The following is a 17,166-nucleotide window of genomic DNA, read 5'->3' on the forward strand; positions in this document are numbered from 1 at the left end:
CGAAGACATCATGCAGGCCGAGCCGAGCTTTATCGAAAAGGCCGCCGAGGGCCTGGTGCTGGCCTTCTTCAACCAGGGTGAGGTGTGCACCTGCCCGTCGCGGGCGCTGGTGCAGGAGTCGATCTACCCGGCCTTTATGAAAGAGGTGATGAAGAAGGTCGAGCAGATCAAGCGCGGCGACCCGCTGGACACCGAAACCATGGTCGGCGCCCAGGCCTCCGAGCAGCAGTTCGACAAGATCCTGAGCTACCTGGAAATCGCCAAGCAGGAAGGCGCCGAACTGCTGACCGGCGGCGCAGTGGAGCGCCTCGCCGGCAGCCTGGACGGCGGTTATTACATCCAGCCGACCCTGCTCAAGGGTCACAACAAGATGCGCGTGTTCCAGGAGGAGATCTTCGGCCCGGTGGTCAGCGTCACCACCTTCAAGGACGAAGCCGAAGCCCTGGCCATTGCCAACGACACCGAGTTCGGCCTCGGCGCCGGCCTGTGGACCCGCGACATCAACCGCGCCTACCGCATGGGCCGGGCGATCAAGGCCGGGCGCGTGTGGACCAACTGCTACCACCTGTATCCGGCGCACGCCGCGTTCGGCGGCTACAAGAAGTCCGGGGTCGGCCGCGAGACCCACAAGATGATGCTCGACCACTACCAACAGACCAAGAACCTGCTGGTCAGCTATGACATCAACCCGCTGGGCTTTTTCTAAGATTCACCAGTTCCGCGTAATGGCGGAACGGGTCTGGAAACGCCTTCCACATAGCTAAAAACGCAAAACGCCGTGCCAGCCGCCATATCCCGTTGCAGCTGGCATAGGCGTTGCGTACATCCGCAAGTCTCTTGGACTGTTTAATTCTCAGGGCGGGTACTCAATGACTACTGCAACGACACTCAAACCTACACTCGGCACCCTGCACCTCTGGGGCATAGCCGTCGGCCTGGTGATTTCCGGCGAATACTTCGGCTGGAGCTACGGCTGGGGCAGCGCCGGCACGCTGGGCTTTCTAGTCACCGCGCTGATGGTGGCGGCGATGTACACCTGTTTTATCTTCAGCTTCACCGAACTGACCACCGCCATTCCCCACGCGGGCGGCCCCTTCGCCTACAGCCGGCGGGCCTTCGGTGAGAAAGGCGGTTTGATCGCCGGGCTCGCCACGCTGATCGAGTTCGTCTTCGCCCCGCCGGCCATCGCCATGGCCATCGGCGCCTACCTCAACGTGCAGTTTCCGGGGCTGGACCCCAAACTCGCGGCGGTCGGGGCGTATGCCATCTTTATGACCCTGAATATCCTCGGCGTCAGCATTGCCGCCACTTTCGAGCTGGTGGTCACGGTGCTCGCGGTCGCCGAATTGCTAGTGTTTATGGGCGTGGTCGCACCGGGCTTCAGCTTCAGCAACTTCGCCCTGAACGGCTGGGCCGGCGCCAATGAGTTCAGCAGCGCCTCAATCTCCGGGATCTTCGCGGCTATCCCCTTCGCCATCTGGTTCTTCCTGGCCATCGAAGGCGCCGCCATGGCCGCCGAAGAAGCCAAGGACCCCAAACGCACCATTCCCCGCGCCTATGTCAGCGGCATCCTGACCCTGGTATTCCTGGCCCTCGGTGTGATGATCATGGCCGGCGGCGTGGGCGACTGGCGCCAGCTGTCGAATATCAACGACCCGCTGCCCCAGGCGATGAAAGCCGTGGTCGGCGACAACTCCACCTGGATGCATATGCTGGTGTGGATCGGTCTGTTCGGCCTGGTGGCGAGCTTCCACGGCATCATCCTCGGCTACTCGCGGCAGTTCTTCGCCCTGGCCCGCGCCGGTTACCTGCCGGCCGGCCTGGCCAAGCTGAACCGTTTCCAAACGCCACACCGGGCCATCCTCGCCGGCGGCGTGATCGGCATCGCGGCGATCTACAGCGACGGTCTGATCAACCTGCAAGGCATGAGCCTGACCGCGGCGATGATCACCATGTCGGTGTTCGGCGCCATCGTCATGTACATCATCAGCATGCTCAGCCTGTTCCGCCTGCGTAAAACCGAGCCGAACCTGGAGCGCAGCTTCCGCGCCCCGGGCTACCCGATAGTGCCCGGTATCGCCCTGGCCCTGGCGCTGGTTTGCCTGGTGGCGATGGCCTGGTTCAATACTCTGATCGGCCTGATTTTCCTCGGCTTTATGGGTGCCGGCTTTATCTACTTCCAACTGACCCACCGGCAGCGCTCCGAAGCGCCGGCTGACGCCATGCTGACCGGCGTTTAAGCCACATCTCGGTTGCACCTCTGCCGGGCCCTTACCCGGCAGAGGCCCCATTTAGGTGCAGGTCGCCACGCCGTGCTATAAGCCGCGCGTGGCTTGCCTTTGTCGCGCTAACGAGCCGCTTTAGGAGTAGCTACGTATGGCCCGTTTTTCCCATTCCGTCGGTGGTGAAACCTACCGTTTCGACAGCCTCAAGGAGCTGCTGGCCAAGGCCAGCCCGGCGCGCTCCGGCGACTTTCTGGCCGGGGTCGCGGCGAGCAACGCCGGCGAGCGGGTGGCCGCGCAGATGGCCCTGGCCGATCTGCCGCTGCAGCACTTTCTCGACGAGGCGTTGATCCCCTACGAGGAAGACGAAGTCACCCGGTTGATTATCGACAGCCATGACCAGGAAGCCTTCGCCGCGGTCAGCCACCTGACGGTGGGCGGTTTGCGCGACTGGCTGCTCGGCGACAGCGCCGACGAAGCCGCACTGCGCGCCCTGGCCCCGGGGCTGACCCCGGAAATGGCCGCGGCGGTGTCGAAGATCATGCGCGTGCAGGACCTGGTGCTGGTGGCGCAGAAAATCCGCGTGGTCAGCCGCTTTCGCAACACGGTCGGGCTGCGCGGGCGCATGTCCACCCGCCTGCAGCCGAACCATCCGACCGACGAGCCCGCCGGCATAGCCGCGAGCATTCTCGACGGTCTGTTGTACGGCAACGGCGACGCCATGATCGGCATCAACCCGGCCACCGACAGCATCGCGAGCATCTGCGAGATGCTGCGCATGCTCGATGGCATCATCCAGCGCTACGAAATTCCCACCCAGGCCTGCGTGCTGACCCACGTCACCACCTCGATCGCCGCCATCGAGCGCGGCGTACCGCTGGACCTGGTTTTCCAATCCATCGCCGGCACCGAGGCGGCCAACGCCAGCTTCGGCGTCAGCCTAAAGATTCTCCAGGAAGGCCATGAGGCCGGCCTGTCGCTCAAGCGCGGCACAATTGGCGACAACCTGATGTATTTCGAGACCGGCCAGGGTAGCGCGCTGTCCGCCGGCGCCCACCATGGCCTCGACCAGCAGACCTGCGAGACCCGCGCCTATGCGGTGGCGCGGCATTTCAAGCCGTTCCTGGTGAATACCGTGGTCGGCTTTATCGGCCCCGAATACCTGTACAACGGCAAGCAGATCATTCGCGCCGGGTTAGAAGACCACTTCTGCGGCAAGCTGCTGGGCCTGCCCATGGGCTGCGACATCTGCTACACCAACCACGCCGAAGCCGACCAGGACGATATGGACGTGCTGCTGACCCTGCTCCGTGTGGCCGGGAACAACTTCATCATGGGCATTCCCGGCTCCGATGACGTGATGCTCAACTACCAGACCACCTCCTTCCACGACGCCCTCTACGCCCGGCAGAGCCTGGGCCTGAAGCCGGCCCCGGAATTCGAGGACTGGCTGCAGCGCATGGGCATCTTCACCCAGGCCGACGGCCGCCCGCGCCTGGGCAACAACCTGCCACCGGCGTTTCGCCAGGCTCTGACGCAGCTTGGTTAGTAAAGGAGCCACTTATGTACGATGACAGCCCCGCCAGCGGCGCCAGCGAAAATCCCTGGCAGCAACTGCGCAACCTGACCCCGGCGCGCATCGCCCTGGGCCGCGCCGGCACCAGCATGCCGACCCGCGCCCAGCTGGACTTCCAGTTCGCCCACGCCCAGGCCCGCGATGCCGTGCACCTGGCCTTCGACCACGCCGCCCTGAGCGCCGGCCTATGCCTGCGGCAACGCCACAGCCTGCTGCTGCACAGCGCCGCCGAGAACCGCGACACCTACCTGCAGCGCCCGGACCTGGGCCGGCGCCTAAGCGCGGCATCCACCGAGCTATTGCGCCGGCACTATGAGGACAATCCTGGCGGCTACGATCTGGCCCTGGTGGTGGCCGACGGCCTGTCCGCCCTGGCCGTGCACCGGCATGCCCTGCCGATGCTGGAACGCATCGAGGAGCAGGCCCTGGCCGAAGGCTGGAGCCTGGCGCCGGTGACGCTGGTCAGCCAGGGCCGGGTCGCGGTGGCCGATGAGGTGGCCGAACTGCTCGGCGCGCGCATGGTGGTGATACTGATAGGCGAGCGCCCCGGCCTGAGTTCGCCGGACAGCCTGGGCCTGTATTTCACCTACGCGCCCAAGGTCGGCCTGACCGACGCCTACCGCAACTGCATCTCCAACGTGCGCCTGGAAGGCCTGAGCTACGCCATGGCCAGCCACCGCCTGCTGTACCTGATGCGCGAGGCCTGCCGCCGCCAGCTGTCCGGGGTCAATCTGAAGGATGAGGCCGAGGTGCCGCTGCTCGCCGGTTCAGGCACATCCGAGAACTTCTTGCTGGGCTGAACCGGCCCTTGATCTGTCAACACAACCAAACGCTTGTTTTGATTGCGCTTTCCAAAAGCCTTAGGCAGCATCGGGCTCGTTCGCAGGCAGCGCTATTCTGTTGCCGAGGCCATCCACCTTAATGTCGAGGCTCACCATGCGCATAGTGCAAGCCACACTGGAACATCTGGACCAACTGAACCCATTGTTCGTCAACTACCGCGAACTCTTCGGCCAACTGGCCTACCCGGACTCCTCGCGCAGCTTTCTGGAAAAGCGCATCAGCCGCCAAGAGTCGGTGATCTACCTGGCCATGGCCGACGATGAAGACAAGATCCTCGGTTTCTGCCAGCTCTACCCCAGCTTCTCCTCGCTGTCGCTCAAGCGCGTATGGATTCTCAACGACATCTATGTGTGCCAGGACGCGCGCCGTCAGCTGGTGGCCGACCGCCTGCTGCAGGCCGCCAAGAAGATGGCCAAGGAAACCAACGCAGTACGTCTGCGCGTGGCCTCCAGCATCAATAACGCTGTGGCGCACAAACTGTACGAATCCATAGGTTTCGTCGAAGACACCGAGTTCAAGAACTTCGTGCTGCCGATTAGCGAAGACTTGACCGCGCCCTGACCAAGCGTTTGCGCAAGCCCTGGCATGCCAAGTGCCAGGTCGGTTGGCAACGGGCTTAGCCCTGCAGGCCGAGCCACAGCCCTATGGCCAAGGGCAGCAGCAGCCCGAGCCAGAGCAGCCGCCAGGGCCGCTTGCCCCGCTGCGCACCCAGCGCCGAGACGGGATGCGCCTGCAATGGCTGTTGCAGCGCCAGGTAAAACTCCGACAAAGCCTCGAAGCGCGCCTCCGGCCGCGGCGCCAGGGCACGCGCCAGCACACCATCCCAGCCGACCGGCACCTGGCCGCTGAAATGCGCCAACGGCACATAGCGGCTGGCCCCATCGGCGTCCGCCCGCGCGGCATCCGGCCAACGCCCACAGAACAGCCAATAGGCCAGGGCCGCCAAGGCGAATTGATCGGCGCGGCCATCCGCCGGCTGGCCGCTGCGCAATTCCGGCGCCAAGGGTAGCGCCTGCTCGGGCAAGCGCTGGCGAGCCACCCCCGGCAACAGCGCGGCATGCTCCGGCAGCAGCAGTAAGCGTCCACCCTCGCCGATCAGGATATTGCGCGGGTCCAGCCACAGCCCTTGCATGCCACGCCGCTGCAACGCCCGCACCGCGGCTATGGCCTGCTCCAGCAAGGCCAGCAGGGTCGCGCCATCCACCGGGCCATGGGCCGCGGCCCAATCGACCAGGCTGCGCATGCCCGGCGCGGCCGGCTCGAACAACAGAAAGGCATGCCGGCGCGGCTGATGGGACGACAGCACCTGCGGCAGGCTGGCCACCGGACTACGGCGCAACGCCCACTCGCGCTGCCAGAAGGCTTCGTCCGCCGCCTGTTCGGCCAGCCATAGCATGGCCTCACGGCCGCGTTCATCGCGGGCGCGAAATACCCGCCCGGGTGGGCCGTAGGGGCATGGCCCGAGCAGGGTCCAGCCGTCCAGCTGCAGGCCCGGCTGCGCCCCGGTCAGGGCCGGCCAGGGCGTGCAAGGCTGCGCTGCAGGCAGGCTATGCGGCGTTCCCGGCACCAGCAGCACGGCGGCGCCGGGCGCCTGCAGCAAGGGTGCGAGCAAGGGTTGCAGGCGCCCGGGGTTGAGCTCTGCGCAGGCGCTGCGCAAGCTGTGCAGGTCGGCGACATCCAGCAAGGGCTGCGGCGCCAGCAACAGCGCCTCGCCCTGGCTCAACGGCAGGCTGTGCTGCACCAGCGCCAGTTCGGCCTGGGCGCCCAACTGCAGGCCATCACGGCCGACCAGGCTCTGCAGGCTGCCGCGCTGATAGCGCAGCAGGCCGATGGCGCCGGCCTGGAGAAACTGCGCCTCATCGCCCTGCAGCAGTAACAGGCCGGCATTCAACTGGAGCATGCTGCGTCCCGCCCGGCGCTGGCGAAACAGCTGCTGATTGAGCGCCGCCAGCACCTGCCGCGCGGCCTGGGTTTCGCTCCAGCCGGCGGGGGTGCAGGGGTAATCGGCGAACAGGGCATCCAGGTAGGCGTCCAGGGTGCGCACCACATCCGTGCACTCGCGCGCCCACAGCAGCGCAACCAGCAACAGCGGAGCCCGCCCCTCGCGCCCCGGCAACCAGTGGGCGCGCGCCCGCGCGGCCTGGCGCGGCAGGTCGACACCCTGGCCGCAGAGCAGGCTAACGGCGGGATGATCCAGACGTTCGATCGACATTGGCAGTCCTCCCAGGTCGCTATTCCCCTTGGCTCTGCAGCCTTTATGCCGACTTGCCCGCCGCCCCGGAGCGCGCTTAAGGTGAGCGCTCCTTCAGCCCGAGCCGAATCCATGTGGTCGTTCCGCGCCTGGCGTCGCCAACGCATTCTTGCCCGTCATCCGATTAGCGCCGCCAGCTGGGCCGAGGTGCTGCAGCGCCTGCCGCTGCTCGACGGCCTCGAGGAGAATGAGCTGCAGCGCCTGCAGGAGCGCTCGGTGCTGTTTCTGCACGGCAAACACCTCACCACCCTGCCCGGCGTCGAGCTGGACGCCACGGGGCGCCTGCTGTTGGCGGTGCAGGCCGAGCTGCCGCTGCTGCAGCTGGCCGAGCTCGACTGGTACCAGGGCTTCCACGAAATAGTGCTGTACCCGGACGACTTCCTCAGCCCGCAGCGCCACCGCGATGCCAGCGGCGTGGTACATGAATGGGACGCCGCGCACAGCGGCGAGGCCTGGCAGCAGGGTCCGGTGATCCTCGCCTGGCCCGGCGTGCAGGCCAGCGGCCAGTGGGACGGCTACAACCTGGTGATCCACGAACTGGCGCACAAGCTGGATATGTTGGGCGGCGATGCCAACGGCCTGCCGCCGCTGCACCGCGACATGCGCATCGGTGACTGGGCCAGCGCCATGCAGAGCGCCTTCGACCAGCTGAATGGGCAACTGGACGCCGACCCGGATGCGCAAACCGCCATCGACCCCTATGCCGCGGAAAACCCGGCGGAGTTCTTTGCGGTGACCAGCGAATACTTCTTCAGCGCCCCGGATTTGCTGGCCGAGGCCTTTCCCGCGGTCTACACGCAGCTCAAGCTGTTCTACCGGCAAGATCCATTGGCGCGGCTGCAGCAGCTGCAGGCCAACAACCCCGACTACCGGGTCACGCCCGAGACGGCATGAGCGCGACCAATGGCTAGGTATACCGGCGTAGCAACGCTGGGGGAATATGCCTATAATCGCGCCACTTTTTTGGCCCACCCCTCGGGAGTCACCCCATGAGCTACAGCAAGATTCCGGCCGGTAAAGACCTGCCGAACGACATCTACGTCGCCATCGAGATCCCGGCCAACCATGCGCCGATCAAATACGAAATCGATCACGACACCGACTGCCTGATGGTCGACCGCTTTATGGCCACCCCGATGTTCTACCCGGCCAACTACGGTTTTATCCCGCACACCCTGGCCGACGACGGTGACCCGTTGGACGTGCTGGTCGTGACCCCTTACCCGGTCGCCCCAGGTTCGGTGATCCGCGCCCGTCCGGTTGGCGTGCTGCACATGACCGACGAAGCCGGCGGCGACGCCAAGCTGATCGCCGTACCCCACGACAAGCTGAGCCAGCTGTACGTGGACATCAAGGAATACACCGACCTGCCAGCCCTGCTGCTGGAGCAGATCAAGCACTTCTTCGAGAACTACAAGGATCTCGAGAAGGGCAAATGGGTCAAGGTTGAAGGCTGGGGCAACGCTGAAGAAGCCCGCGCCGAAATCATTAAGGCGGCAGCGGCTTACCAAAAATAAGTCGACGCCACCCCCTAAAAACCGGCCACAAGCCGGTTTTTTTATGTCTGCGATTTACCGCCTACGGCGCTAAGCCTTAGAACCTGTTTACGATCTCGCGAGCTAGAGCCAGACAAGGCAAAAACAGCCGAGGAAGCGCAGTTTACGAGCTGTAAATGAGCATTCCGAGGCTGTTTTTAACGCCGGATGGCCGACGCGCAGCAGATCGTAAACAGGTTCTTATTTGTAACTGCGATAACGCGCCAGGGCCCGGCTCAGGGTATCGACTGTGGCGAGAATCCCGGCGTTGCCTTCCGAGACCCGGCCGATCTGCCCGACCGAGGTTTGCGAAACCTGCAGGATGCTCGCCAGGTCATCGCGCGCGCGCAGGCACATGGCGGCCTGCTCGGCGGTGGCGGCGGCCACCTGCTGATTGCGCCCGGAAATCTGCTCCATGCTCTCGGCCAGGCTATGCACCTCCCGCTGCACGTGCTCGGCATGCCCGGTCATCTGCGCGGTGGCATCGACGCTGTCGGCGACGCGGCCGAGCATGGCATTGGAGGTCTGCTGCAGGTTGCCGAGCATGTTGCGGATTTCCACCGTGGCGTTGCTGGTGCGAATCGACAGCTGGCGCACCTCATCGGCCACCACGGCGAAACCGCGCCCGGCATCCCCGGCCCTGGCCGCCTCGATTGCGGCGTTCAGGGCCAGCAGGTTGGTTTGTTCGGAAATGCTCTGAATCACCCCCAACATGCTGGCCATCTTCTCGCTGGTGTCCTGCAGCGCCTGGCCGGTGCGCGACGACTCGGCCATATCGGTATTCAGCTGACGCACCTTGCTCAGCCAGTCGTCGAGCAGTTGCGCCATGCTGCGCATCTGGCTGCGGGTGCCACTGGCCATGCGCTCGGCCTCGTCGGAGTGCCGGGCGACCTCGGCGATCGACTCGGTCATCTGGTTCATCCCTTGCGAGCATTGCAGGATATGTTCATGCTGCAGGGTCAGGGCCTTGCGCGTCGCGACGCTCTCGGCTTCGATGCTGCCGCCCTCGCGCTGCAGCTGCTCGGAGGTCTTGGCGGTCACCGCGATCAGCTGGGTCAGCTCATTGATGGTGGTGTCTATGGCGCTGCCAATCTTGCCAAACTCATCGTTGCCGGAGAAACCCACCCGCTGGCCGACATCGCCCTTGGCGATGATCGACATGACATTCTCGATATGATTGAGCAGGGGCAGCAGGTTCTTGCTCACCGCCAGGGCCACCAGCACTATCGCCACCCAACCGCCGACCGCCAGCCCCGTCAACTGCGTAACGCTAAGGCTGGGCTCTTTCCCGCCGGAGCAGAGGAACAGGGCGATCAGTAGCAGCCCGCTGAGGTAGGCCGGCAGCAGCAACTTTTGCTGCAGGGAAATATTCATCAACAGCCGGTCGTACCAACTGATCTTGACGCTGATAGCCATGGGTACTGCTCCTCGAAAGTCATCCGCCGCCTAGTAAAAGCAACAAACTGTCCAGCAAGTCAACTTCTACCTTAAGCCGCGCTGGCCCGAGCGGCCTGAACGGGGCGCCGAATCCGCCAACGCTCAAACCCTAGGGGCGAGTGGATAAAATATAGCTGGCCTGATCCACCGCGGCGTCACGCGCCCTGACTTATTATCGGGCTGCAGTTAGCAGTCGCCGATCCACCGCCTAAACCTTGCCGCGCTTGCGGAATTCCACCGGGGTTTCGCCGACCCAGCGCTTGAAGGCGCGGTAGAAGGTGCTCGGCTCGGAGAAGCCGGTGCGCTCGACTATCACCTCGATACGCTCGTCGGTATTGAGCAGCAGGTTCTTGGCCAGGCGGCAGCGGTAGTCGGTGACCAGATCATTGAAGCGCACCCCGGCCATGGCCAGGCGCTCGCGCAGACGCCGCGCCGGCATATTCAGTCGCGCGGCGACCTGCTCCAGGGTGGCGCCGCTGTCGACCAGCAGCTCGCCGATCAACTCGCGCACCTTGCGCACCAGGTCCAGGCGCTCGACCTCGGCCAGCTGCCGCCGCGCCAGCGACTCGTGGATGCGCAGCAACTCGGGCGCGGCGTGCCGCGAGGCCTTGTCCAGCACCGCGGCATTGAACACCAGGGCGTAGCCGGCGCTGCCCAATAACGCCGGGCAGCCATAGACCTGCCGATAACGCTCGGCGGGTGCGCCGACCTCATGCATAAGCTGCACTTCATGGGGCCTGAAGTCGCCCTCGGTGAGGGCATCGAACAGGTGGATCACCGCGCCGGCGAGCATTTCCGGGAAATGCCGCGGAGTGCCGGGTCCCAGCCCTAGGCTCAGCACCGCGCGCTCGCCGTGCACCTCAAACCGGGCATTCAGGGTGTCGGAGAGCAGGCGCACATAGCGCAGGGCATGGCGCAAGCCTTCGCCGAAGGTCTCGCTGGAGAGAAACAGATACTCCAGCAGCAGGCCATGGAAGGCCGGCAGGTGCTGGGCCAGAAATAGGCCGACGTGCTCTTCGCCGCATTCCTCGATGGCGGCTTTCCAGAACATGGCCTGGGCGGCATGAGGGAAGCGCCCGGCCGGCAAGCCACCAGGCGGCAAACCAAGGCGCGCCAGCACCCGCTCGGGGTCGTTACCGCTGGCACGCAAGGCGTCGATCACCGGGCGCATCAGCGCCACGTCGTCAGTCAGGTCACGCATTTTTTAGGAATTCTTATGTCCGCGAGGCGCGGCCATCTTAGGCAGCTTTAGCCCCTGCGCTCAAGGCGTGAATCCCGGTTGCCGGACGATTGACTGGCCTGCCGTAGCTCCGGGCGATGCGGCCAATGCACTACTGTGGCGGCCGACTAAGCTGCTGCCACCCATTCAGAGGAGTTTGCCCATGGCCATCGACTGGCTCGACCTGCCCGCCCCGCCCGCCTTACCCGCCCTGTTTGCCCGCGCCGCCCTGCGCCGCGGCGTCAGCGGTCGGACCTTGCCGAGCAGCGGCCTGCGCTGCCAGGTCAGCGTCGATCCGGCGCACCTGGCGCGCTACCGGCAGCTGTGCGGTTTCGCCGACAACGGCCTGCTGCCCGCCACCTACCCGCATATCCAGGCCTTCGCCCTGCAAATGCGCCTGCTCAGCGACCAGCGTTTCCCCTTTCCGCTGCTCGGCCTGGTGCACCTGCAGAACCGCATCCGCGTGCTGCGCCCCTTAGGCGGCCTGGGCCCCTTCACGGTCAGTGTGCAGGTGCGCGACCTGCAGCCCCATGACAAGGGCGCGACCTTCAGCCTGATCACCCAGCTGCACGATCAGCTCGGCCTGCTCTGGGAAGGCGACAGCCGCATCCTCTGCCGCGCCCTGCGCCTGAACGGCCAGCTGCCCGAGCGCGAAGCGGCCGCCGAGCTGGCGCAAAGCCCCCTGGCCCACTGGCAGGCCCCGGCGGATATCGGCCGGCGCTATGCCCGGGTCGCCGGCGACTACAACCCGATTCACCTGTCCGCCCTCAGCGCCAAGCTGTTCGGCTTTCCCCGCGCCATCGCCCATGGCCTGTGGAACAAGGCCCGCGCCCTGGCCGAACTGAGCGCGCATCTGCCCAGCGCCGGCTATCAGGTGGAGGTGCGCTTCCACAAGCCGGTATTGCTGCCCGGCGCGGTGCAGCTGTTGGCCAGCGAGCTGGCGCCCAGCGGCCAGTTCAGCCTGCTCGGCACGAACCAGCAGACGCATATGAGCGGCAGCTGGAGCCCGCTCAACTAGCAGGCCGTTGAAAAACTACCTACGTTGCCGATACGGCGTTAAAAACAGGCTCGGAATGCTCATTTACAGCTCGTAAACTCCGCTTCCTCGCCTGTTTTTGCCTTGTCTCGGCTGCCTCGCCTACATTTTTCAACGGCCTGCTAGCCAGCGCGGCAATTGCGGGCGGGCTCTTGGCCTTTTGCCGGGGCGGCATTATCGTGTCCGCTCGCTGCCCGTGCGGTCATGGTTGACCCGCCAGGCGACTCCAATGGAAGAAGAGAGCATCAGCATGAACAAAACAGCGGCATTCACTACCTCCCTCGCCCTCGCCTGCACCGCCCTGCAGGCCCACGCCCTGGATGCGTCCGGGCAGCGCTATGTCGATCAACTGGTGCAGGGCGGCCCGGTCTCCATCCGCGAGGCGGCGCAGAATATCTACCACAGCGGCTACCGCGACAGCGAAACCCTGGATGTGGCCGCCGAAGTGCTGCTGCAGAAGTACCGCAGCGCCGCCGACAGCACCAGCGCCGACGCCCTGGCCTGGGTCTGCAAGGCCCTCGGCGCCTCCGGCAATGGCCGTTACAAGCCGGTGCTCGACGAGGTGGTGGCCAACTCCAACAACGGCAAGCTCGACCGTCACTGCGAGAAGGCCGCCGATAGCCTCAGCGCCGGCGGCGCGGCTTACCGCGCCGGCAGCGTCAACCTGGAGGCCTACCGCAGCGGCAAGGGCCGACCGGCCGCCAATGCACCCGCAGTCGCCCCCACCCAAGTGGCTATGGCCCAGGGCAGCGGCTCGTTTAGCGATATCCGCAGCGGCATGAGCATGGATGAAGTCAACGCCCTGCTCGGCGCGCCCTCGGCGACTTACACCCATCAGACCGGCAAAGCCTGGATCCCCTTCAACTTCAAGGGCAAGGACGTGGCCCGCGTGGTCTCGCTGTACAAGGGCAAGGGGCGCATCACCTTCTCCCAGGAAAGCGTCTACGCCAACGTATGGCGGGTGATGGAAGTGACCAACGATCCCAACGAAAGCGGCTATCCATAAGAACCTGTTTCAGACCTCGCGAGCTAGAGCGAGACAAGACAAAAACAGCCGAGGAAGCGCAGTTTACGAGCTGTAAATGAGCATTCCGAGGCTGTTTTTAACGCAGTATCGCCGACGCGCAGCAGATCCGAGACAGGTTCTAAGCACGTGGCGCCTTTGCCGGCTTGTAGCCAGGCCGGCAAAGCCCGAAGCTAGGCGCCTATTTGTTGGAGCGCCCGATGAACCTCGCCGAACTGACCACCCGCATGCACGCCATTCGCGATCACAACGACTGGCGGCAATTCCACAGCCCGAAGAACCTGGCCATGGCCGCCAGCGTGGAAATGGCCGAACTGGTGGAAATCTTCCAATGGCTGACTGAACAACAGTCGCGCCAACTGCCCGCCGAACAACTGGCCCATGCCGGCCAGGAAGTCGGCGACATAGTGCTCTACCTGTTGCTGCTGTGCAGCGAGCTGGGCCTGGATATGGAGCAGGTGGTGCGCGCCAAGCTGGCCGACAACGAAAGGCGCTTTCTAGGGGTGAGCGCCCAATGAGCGATCGGCATTTCGATGAGCTGGCCACCCGTTTCGCCGAGAAGATCTACGGCGGCGCCAAGGGCGCGATTCGCCTGGCGGTGCTTCAGGCCGACCTGGCCGACGCCTTGCCCGAGCGCCCGCTGCGGGTGCTGGATGTCGGCGCCGGCCTGGGCCATATGTCCTTATGGTTGGCCGAACGCGGCCATCAACTGACCCTGGCCGAACCGGCCGAACCCATGCTGGCAGGCGCCCGCGAGCGCTTCGCCGCCGCCGGGCAGACCGCGACCTTTATCCAGGCGCCCTGGCAGGAGCTGCTCGGCCAGCTCGAGCAACCCTATGACCTGGTGATCTGTCACGCCGTGCTGGAATGGCTGGCCGAGCCGCAGCGCATCCTGCCGGTGCTGCACCAGCTCTGCGCCCCCGGCGGCTGGCTGTCGCTGGCCTTCTACAACAAGGACGCGCTGATCTACCGCAACCTGCTCAAGGGGCATTTCCGCAAGCTGCGCAAGGCCGAGTTCGCCGGCGAGAAGCAGAGCCTGACCCCGCAGATGCCCCTCGACCCACGCGAACTGGCGGCGCAACTCGACGGGCATTGGCAGGTCGAAAGCCAGAGCGGCGTGCGGGTATTCCACGACTATATGCCGCAGCCCTTCCAGGCCAAGGCCGAGCTGCTCGACCTGCTGGAAATGGAGCTGGCCTACCGCCGCCACCCCAGCTTTGCCGGGCTGGGGCGCTATCTGCACTGGATCTGCCGGCCGCGCTAAAGCCATAGCCATAGCCATAGCCATAGCCATAGCCTAGCGCTGGAGGCTGGAGGCTGGAGGCTGGAGGCTGGAGGCTGGAGAGCAATATGAAAAGCTATATACCCGTTACATATTGAGCCTTTATAGCGTCCGCGTAGGTTGGGTTGAGGAGCGTAGCGACGAAGCCCAACAGCGAGGATCGGGCTCATTTGTACCTTGTTGGACTTTGTTGGGCTTCGCGCAGCTCAGCCCAACCTACGATTCTGGCCAAGGTCTACCAGCAACGCGTAACCGAGACATGCCATATGAAAACCCTCTGCGCTTTACTGCTGCTGGCACTGTTGGCCGCCTGCCATAGCCAGAATCCCTACAGGGCCGAATCCAGGCCGTTACCGCCCGCGCCGCCGCAGGCCGCCCAGCCTTTCGACCGCAGCGCCTACCCGGCCCCAGCGCGAGACTATGGGCGTTACCGCAGCTGGAGCTGGCTGAGCCTGCCCGCCGGCAGCGCCTGGGCCAGTTCCGCGCACGTGCAGGAAGCCCTGAGCCATGCCCTCGACCAACGCGGCTTGCGCCCGCAGCGCACGGGTGGTGTCAGCGATCTCAAGGTGCGCGCCGAGCTGCGTCTGGAAACCCGCATCCGCCAGGTCGAAGAGCGCTATGGCAGCCGCTATGGCCACAGCCGTTATGGCGCGGACTACGGCCTATGGGGCAGCGCGCCGCGGGTGCGCAGCTACGCGGAAGAGGTCATAGTGGCGCGCATCGAGCTGTTCGATGGCCAGGACGGCCAACTGGTCTGGAGCGGCAGCGCAGAAGCCCTCGGCGCGGGCCGCCAGGGCGAACGCGCGGCGGCGTTGCGCACGGCGCTGCGCCAGGCCCTGAGCGCTTATCCGCCGGACTGAAGCGCGTTATCCTGAACCCTTATCCGCAGCCCCAAACCCGGAGAAAGCCCATGCGCCTTTACAGGCTGTTGCTACTGCCCCTGCTGCTGATAGTGGCCGCCTGCCAGACCGCGCAGCTGGAGCGCGACTTCGACCCCAATCGGGATTTCGCCGCCTACCGCAGCTGGAGCTGGCAGGAGCCGGCAGTGCAGTACAAACCCGATGACCCGCGGATCAACAGCGACCTGACCGGCCAACGCATCCGCAGCGCGGTGGCCGAACAGCTCGATCAGCGCGGCCTGCGCCCGGCGGCGGCAGGCACTGGCGGCGACCTCAAGGTGCAGGTGTGGATGATCATCGATAACCGCCAGCAGCAGGTCAGCACCCAATTCGGCGGCGCCTGGGGCGATCCCTGGGCGGGCGGTTTCTGGGGCGGCCCCAGCTATGTCGAGACGCGCACCCTGGATTACCAGGTCGCCACCCTGCAGATCGACCTGCTCGACGGCAAGGACGGCAAGCTGGTCTGGCGCGGCAGCGCCGAGCAGGTGCTGCGCAACCAGCGGCCCAACCCGGCCGAGCGCGAGGCGGCGATTCGCGCCACGGTCGGCAAAATACTCGGCCAGTATCCGCCACACTGAGCGGGCACCATCACGGACAATCACGACAAGGACGCTCTATGAATCCCAACCCGCTACTCAGTCACCGGCCGGCCCAGGCTCAGGATCTGGAAACAATAGTCAGCTTCCCGCAGAACGCCGAAGAGCTGTTTTTCTGCTACCCGAAAGCCGACTGGCCGCTGAGTGTCGGCCAATTGGCCGCCGCCATGGCCGCGCGCCGCGACAGCACGGTGGCGCTGCTGAACGGCCGGGTGGCGGGCTTCGCCAACTTCTACCAATGGCAATACGGCGACTGCTGCACCCTGGGCAATCTGATGGTCGCCCCCTGGGCTCGCGGCCAGGGCGTGGCGCATTATCTGGTGGCGGCCATGGAGCAACTGGCCCGCGAGCACTTTCACGCCACGCGCATGCAGGCGTCCTGCTTCAACGCCAACAGCGCCGGGCTGCTGCTCTATCCACAACTGGGCTATAGCCCCACGGGCGTGGTCGAGCGCCGCGACCGGCAGGATCTGCGGGTGGCCTTGATCCAGTTCAGCAAGGCGCTCTAGGCCATTGGAAGCCTGACGGAACGGCCAGTCTTGCGCCATAATCGCGCCCCTCGCGCCCCTATGGAGATGCCGCAATGCCCGCCCCGCTCTGGTGGTTACTCGCCCTGCCGTTTGTCGCCGGCGCCTGCCTGCCCCTGCAGGCCGGGATCAACGGCCAACTGGCCAAGCAGGTCTCCAGCGTGCTGGCCGCCGCGCTGATCTCCTTCGCCGTGGGCACCCTGGCGCTGCTGATTCTGCTGCTGGTGCAACGCGAGGCCCCGGCAATAGGCACGCTGAAAGGCCTGACCTGGTGGCACTGGAGCGGCGGTCTGCTGGGGGTGATGTTTATCGCCACCGCCGCCTTCGCCGGGCCCAAGGTCGGCGCCTTGCTGTTTATGGTGCTGGTGATAGCCGGGCAACTGAGCATGGCCCTGACCCTGGACCACTTCGGCTGGGCCGGCTTTCGCGAGGCGCCGATCAGCCTGGGCAAGCTCGGCGGCCTGCTGCTGATCATCGTCGGCATCTGGCTGATCCGCCGCGGTTAAGCCGGACGTCAGTGCGGCGGGCGGCGCATCCAGCAGATCCCCATGGCCACCCGGGTGGCGGTGCTGCTTATGCTGTCCATTGGCACCTTTAGCAGGCCGTTGAAAAACTACCTACGTTGCCCCTCTCGATAAACGAAAGGGGCGTTAAAAACGGCCTTAAAATGCTCATTTACAACACGTAAACTGCGCTTTTTCGGCCGTTTTTGCCTTGTC

Annotated in this window: 18 protein-coding genes and 1 pseudogene; 15 read left to right on the forward strand and 4 right to left on the reverse strand. The window is 65.2% G+C overall.

Translation table 11 applies throughout. The features are described 5' to 3' along the window. From Q8Q83_RS02130 to Q8Q83_RS02150, 5 genes are all read left to right on the forward strand, one after another. Positions 1–706 (forward strand): aldehyde dehydrogenase family protein (locus Q8Q83_RS02130; protein ID WP_305620715.1); only part of this gene is annotated, 706 nt, incomplete at its 5' end. A 163-nt stretch (positions 707–869) separates the two neighbouring features. Continuing rightward, positions 870–2,240 (forward strand): ethanolamine permease, encoded by a 1,371-nt coding sequence (gene eat / locus Q8Q83_RS02135; RefSeq protein ID WP_305620717.1) that lies wholly within the window; start codon positions 870–872, stop codon positions 2,238–2,240. Between the two features lie 136 nt (positions 2,241–2,376). After that, a complete protein-coding gene (locus tag Q8Q83_RS02140; protein ID WP_305620719.1) occupies positions 2,377–3,771 on the forward strand; it encodes an ethanolamine ammonia-lyase subunit EutB in 1,395 nt (464 codons plus the stop codon). Positions 3,772–3,785: 14 nt separating this feature from the next. Beyond that, a complete protein-coding gene (eutC, locus tag Q8Q83_RS02145; RefSeq protein ID WP_305620721.1) occupies positions 3,786–4,598 on the forward strand; it encodes an ethanolamine ammonia-lyase subunit EutC in 813 nt (270 codons plus the stop codon). A 136-nt stretch (positions 4,599–4,734) separates the two neighbouring features. Continuing rightward, positions 4,735–5,202, forward strand: a complete 468-nt coding sequence (locus Q8Q83_RS02150) for a GNAT family N-acetyltransferase (protein WP_305620723.1) — start codon at positions 4,735–4,737, stop codon at positions 5,200–5,202. A 55-nt stretch (positions 5,203–5,257) separates the two neighbouring features. On the opposite strand, the gene Q8Q83_RS02155 is transcribed toward Q8Q83_RS02150, so the two are convergent. Beyond that, a complete protein-coding gene (locus tag Q8Q83_RS02155; RefSeq protein WP_305620724.1) occupies positions 5,258–6,853 on the reverse strand; it encodes a protein kinase in 1,596 nt (531 codons plus the stop codon). Positions 6,854–6,964: 111 nt separating this feature from the next. Between Q8Q83_RS02155 and Q8Q83_RS02160 the strand changes: the two genes are divergently transcribed. Both Q8Q83_RS02160 and ppa read left to right on the forward strand, forming a co-directional pair. Next, on the forward strand, positions 6,965–7,786 hold the full coding sequence (locus Q8Q83_RS02160) for a zinc-dependent peptidase (protein ID WP_305620745.1): 822 nt from the start codon (positions 6,965–6,967) through the stop codon (positions 7,784–7,786). A gap of 95 nt (positions 7,787–7,881) precedes the next feature. Beyond that, on the forward strand, positions 7,882–8,409 hold the full coding sequence (ppa, locus tag Q8Q83_RS02165; RefSeq protein WP_305620726.1) for an inorganic diphosphatase: 528 nt from the start codon (positions 7,882–7,884) through the stop codon (positions 8,407–8,409). 219 nt (positions 8,410–8,628) lie between these two features. On the opposite strand, the gene Q8Q83_RS20155 is transcribed toward ppa, so the two are convergent. The 3 genes and pseudogenes from Q8Q83_RS20155 to Q8Q83_RS02175 all read right to left on the reverse strand — a co-directional run bounded on the left by Q8Q83_RS20155 (position 8,629) and on the right by Q8Q83_RS02175 (position 11,065). Continuing rightward, the gene (locus tag Q8Q83_RS20155; RefSeq protein WP_371132347.1) at positions 8,629–9,348 is read right to left on the reverse strand and encodes a methyl-accepting chemotaxis protein; all 720 of its coding nucleotides are present in this window, start codon (positions 9,346–9,348) and stop codon (positions 8,629–8,631) included. Between the two features lie 144 nt (positions 9,349–9,492). Beyond that, a pseudogene (locus tag Q8Q83_RS20160) lies at positions 9,493–9,843 on the reverse strand (hypothetical protein); the annotation flags it as partial. A 229-nt stretch (positions 9,844–10,072) separates the two neighbouring features. After that, a complete protein-coding gene (locus Q8Q83_RS02175; RefSeq protein WP_305620730.1) occupies positions 10,073–11,065 on the reverse strand; it encodes an AraC family transcriptional regulator in 993 nt (330 codons plus the stop codon). Positions 11,066–11,246: 181 nt separating this feature from the next. Here Q8Q83_RS02175 and Q8Q83_RS02180 point away from each other — a divergent pair, with 181 nt between their 5' ends. The 8 genes from Q8Q83_RS02180 to Q8Q83_RS02215 all read left to right on the forward strand — a co-directional run bounded on the left by Q8Q83_RS02180 (position 11,247) and on the right by Q8Q83_RS02215 (position 16,953). Continuing rightward, positions 11,247–12,101 (forward strand): MaoC/PaaZ C-terminal domain-containing protein, encoded by an 855-nt coding sequence (locus tag Q8Q83_RS02180; protein ID WP_305620731.1) that lies wholly within the window; start codon positions 11,247–11,249, stop codon positions 12,099–12,101. A 268-nt stretch (positions 12,102–12,369) separates the two neighbouring features. Then, entirely contained in the window at positions 12,370–13,125 is a 756-nt protein-coding gene (locus Q8Q83_RS02185; RefSeq protein WP_305620733.1) for a hypothetical protein, read from the forward strand. A 218-nt stretch (positions 13,126–13,343) separates the two neighbouring features. Next, positions 13,344–13,661: a MazG-like family protein gene (locus tag Q8Q83_RS02190; RefSeq protein ID WP_305620735.1), complete on the forward strand. Its 318-nt coding sequence runs from the start codon at positions 13,344–13,346 to the stop codon at positions 13,659–13,661. After that, on the forward strand, positions 13,658–14,407 hold the full coding sequence (locus tag Q8Q83_RS02195; protein WP_305620737.1) for a methyltransferase: 750 nt from the start codon (positions 13,658–13,660) through the stop codon (positions 14,405–14,407). Before Q8Q83_RS02190 ends, Q8Q83_RS02195 begins: the two co-directional genes overlap by 4 nt. A gap of 284 nt (positions 14,408–14,691) precedes the next feature. Then, entirely contained in the window at positions 14,692–15,285 is a 594-nt protein-coding gene (locus Q8Q83_RS02200) for a DUF4136 domain-containing protein (RefSeq protein WP_305620739.1), read from the forward strand. A gap of 50 nt (positions 15,286–15,335) precedes the next feature. After that, positions 15,336–15,902, forward strand: a complete 567-nt coding sequence (locus tag Q8Q83_RS02205; RefSeq protein ID WP_305620740.1) for a DUF4136 domain-containing protein — start codon at positions 15,336–15,338, stop codon at positions 15,900–15,902. A 38-nt stretch (positions 15,903–15,940) separates the two neighbouring features. After that, positions 15,941–16,429, forward strand: coding sequence for a GNAT family N-acetyltransferase (locus Q8Q83_RS02210; protein ID WP_305620742.1), 489 nt, complete (start codon positions 15,941–15,943; stop codon positions 16,427–16,429). 74 nt (positions 16,430–16,503) lie between these two features. Further along, complete coding sequence (locus Q8Q83_RS02215; protein ID WP_305620744.1) at positions 16,504–16,953, forward strand: DMT family transporter; 450 nt, start codon at positions 16,504–16,506, stop codon at positions 16,951–16,953. Positions 16,954–17,166: the final 213 nt, after the last annotated feature.

The organism is Pseudomonas sp., assembly GCF_030696055.1.
Lineage (GTDB): Bacteria > Pseudomonadota > Gammaproteobacteria > Pseudomonadales > Pseudomonadaceae > Aquipseudomonas.

What these genes read in the sequence shown, in the direction of transcription:
- eat (WP_305620717.1), top strand. Translation starts at nt 870, where the DNA reads ATGACTACTGCAACGACACTCAAACCTACACTCGGCACCCTGCACCTC.
- Q8Q83_RS02140 (WP_305620719.1), top strand. Translation starts at nt 2,377, where the DNA reads ATGGCCCGTTTTTCCCATTCCGTCGGTGGTGAAACCTACCGTTTCGAC.
- eutC (WP_305620721.1), top strand. Translation starts at nt 3,786, where the DNA reads ATGTACGATGACAGCCCCGCCAGCGGCGCCAGCGAAAATCCCTGGCAG.
- Q8Q83_RS02150 (WP_305620723.1), top strand. Translation starts at nt 4,735, where the DNA reads ATGCGCATAGTGCAAGCCACACTGGAACATCTGGACCAACTGAACCCA.
- Q8Q83_RS02155 (WP_305620724.1), bottom strand. Translation starts at nt 6,853, where the DNA reads ATGTCGATCGAACGTCTGGATCATCCCGCCGTTAGCCTGCTCTGCGGC.
- Q8Q83_RS02160 (WP_305620745.1), top strand. Translation starts at nt 6,965, where the DNA reads ATGTGGTCGTTCCGCGCCTGGCGTCGCCAACGCATTCTTGCCCGTCAT.
- ppa (WP_305620726.1), top strand. Translation starts at nt 7,882, where the DNA reads ATGAGCTACAGCAAGATTCCGGCCGGTAAAGACCTGCCGAACGACATC.
- Q8Q83_RS20155 (WP_371132347.1), bottom strand. Translation starts at nt 9,348, where the DNA reads ATGAACCAGATGACCGAGTCGATCGCCGAGGTCGCCCGGCACTCCGAC.
- Q8Q83_RS02175 (WP_305620730.1), bottom strand. Translation starts at nt 11,065, where the DNA reads ATGCGTGACCTGACTGACGACGTGGCGCTGATGCGCCCGGTGATCGAC.
- Q8Q83_RS02180 (WP_305620731.1), top strand. Translation starts at nt 11,247, where the DNA reads ATGGCCATCGACTGGCTCGACCTGCCCGCCCCGCCCGCCTTACCCGCC.
- Q8Q83_RS02185 (WP_305620733.1), top strand. Translation starts at nt 12,370, where the DNA reads ATGAACAAAACAGCGGCATTCACTACCTCCCTCGCCCTCGCCTGCACC.
- Q8Q83_RS02190 (WP_305620735.1), top strand. Translation starts at nt 13,344, where the DNA reads ATGAACCTCGCCGAACTGACCACCCGCATGCACGCCATTCGCGATCAC.
- Q8Q83_RS02195 (WP_305620737.1), top strand. Translation starts at nt 13,658, where the DNA reads ATGAGCGATCGGCATTTCGATGAGCTGGCCACCCGTTTCGCCGAGAAG.
- Q8Q83_RS02200 (WP_305620739.1), top strand. Translation starts at nt 14,692, where the DNA reads ATGAAAACCCTCTGCGCTTTACTGCTGCTGGCACTGTTGGCCGCCTGC.
- Q8Q83_RS02205 (WP_305620740.1), top strand. Translation starts at nt 15,336, where the DNA reads ATGCGCCTTTACAGGCTGTTGCTACTGCCCCTGCTGCTGATAGTGGCC.
- Q8Q83_RS02210 (WP_305620742.1), top strand. Translation starts at nt 15,941, where the DNA reads ATGAATCCCAACCCGCTACTCAGTCACCGGCCGGCCCAGGCTCAGGAT.
- Q8Q83_RS02215 (WP_305620744.1), top strand. Translation starts at nt 16,504, where the DNA reads ATGCCCGCCCCGCTCTGGTGGTTACTCGCCCTGCCGTTTGTCGCCGGC.